General features: G+C 43.1%; 2 protein-coding genes. One reads left to right on the top strand and one right to left on the bottom strand.

The features are described 5' to 3' along the window. On the bottom strand, positions 1-392 hold a 392-nt coding region (locus tag A3729_RS16265; protein WP_197475881.1), incomplete at its 3' end, for an LPP20 family lipoprotein. Between the two features lie 430 nt (positions 393-822). Between A3729_RS16265 and A3729_RS16260 the strand changes: the two genes are divergently transcribed. Further along, positions 823-1,530: a hypothetical protein gene (locus A3729_RS16260; protein WP_068634082.1), complete on the top strand. Its 708-nt coding sequence runs from the start codon at positions 823-825 to the stop codon at positions 1,528-1,530. The last annotated feature ends 96 nt before the right edge of the window (positions 1,531-1,626 follow it).

Here is a 1,626-nt window from a genome sequence, read left to right as displayed (position 1 = left end):
CGCCCCTTATTCTCAATAATCGAAACTACCCTTGCACCTCGCACATAAGAATCGACAGCCGCTGCATAGTGATCACTTTTCATCACAAACTCATCAACCTGGGAACCACCACTGATTCCGATACCGTAAAGCCTTTCGGCCAAGGTACGGTAAGCATCAAGCTTTGAGGCCCTTATCGCCATCAAACGCTTCGACTCTGACTCCGAGTCCTCCTTTCTTTCATAAGCGCCATACCCCGTAACACGGACTACAATAGGCTCAATCGGCTCCTTCTCCTCTTTCTTCATCGTACCCACACTATTCTTATCTTTATATTTATGGGCATGAGCCGGAGAAAAGCAGAGCGCAGCGGTTAGTAAACAAAAAATGACTAGATTCTTCAAAGCAAGCATATCAAACTAGGTTCCCAGTAAATGGTGAGCGAAGATCGCATCGAGACACCCCGAACAACAGATACTTAAATGCGTTAATAAGAGCCAAATACCTGAGTTTTTCATAATCACTATGAAAATCCTGTGCCAAGTCATTACTGTAAAATTTGCAGCAATTCAGGAGAGCGCTTGCCGTTTTCATAGCTCTAAGCGGCAAATAAGGTTGTTAGGCGGCAATACAGAGTCATTAAATGACTTCAATACATAAGCACAGTTAAGCCAAAAAAATTACCACGAATTTGGACATTATGTTACAAAGCGTGACGTGCCCGTCGTTGTCACTTTCGACTTTCCGTTAAAATTGCCTCTACGGATCAAGCTACGTACAGTCACCGTACCGTTAGCCAGCATAAGTTAACTAGTCAGGACCCGCTCAAGGAACAAGGAAATAATGAATTTCAGATCCACCTTCAGCTTATCAAACTTTGCCATTTGCTTAGTTTGTCTCGCTTATAGCTCAACCGCACTAAGTGGCTACAAAGTATTTTTAGACCCTCGTTCCATGGCTATGGGCGGAACCGGTGTTGCTTCAGCTTCAAAGTTTAACGCGTCCGCTCACAACCCTGCTTTGATTGCCTTCAACCGAGGCGATAAGCCCGACAAGATCTATCTTGCAATAAATAGTGGCCAGCGACAGCTTTACGGAGAGTCTTTTAACTCTGACGTTCTCGACTATCAAAATTCACCAATAGAACAAGACTTTATCAACGCCGCTAACAGCGGAGATATTAGCGACACCAGAGATACCGCTAAACTTCTAAAAGACTCTCTAAGTGAAAAAAGTTTTAGCTCATATCGCTCTGATGAAATGCATAACTTTAACTTGTTAGTGGATACTGACCCGCTAACTATCAATTTCTACACTCGCCGTGAAATTCGCAAAGTAAGCACCATCCTAAATAAAGATGCAGCAACTATTGATGACATTGTTAGACAAGTAGAAACTACTGGCCTTGCGGAATCCACAGGTATTGAAGACCTATTAAGTTCATCGGTTGAAAGCACTCAATTTGACTATGAAGAAATGGGCGCAACCGTCGCTACAACCAATGTTATTGATTATAACATGCCATATCGTGGGGTTTTACACCCAAACTGATTCAGTTCAATGCATCTCAAGTTTCAAGGCCGCTAGATGAATACGATGTGAATAACGCTCCGGCTGACAGACCTAGTGATAGCAACCTAGAATGGA

This window comes from Oleiphilus sp. HI0043 (assembly GCF_001634935.1).
Note: the sequence above shows the minus strand (reverse complement) of the source record. Positions and strands in the feature narration are given on the sequence as shown.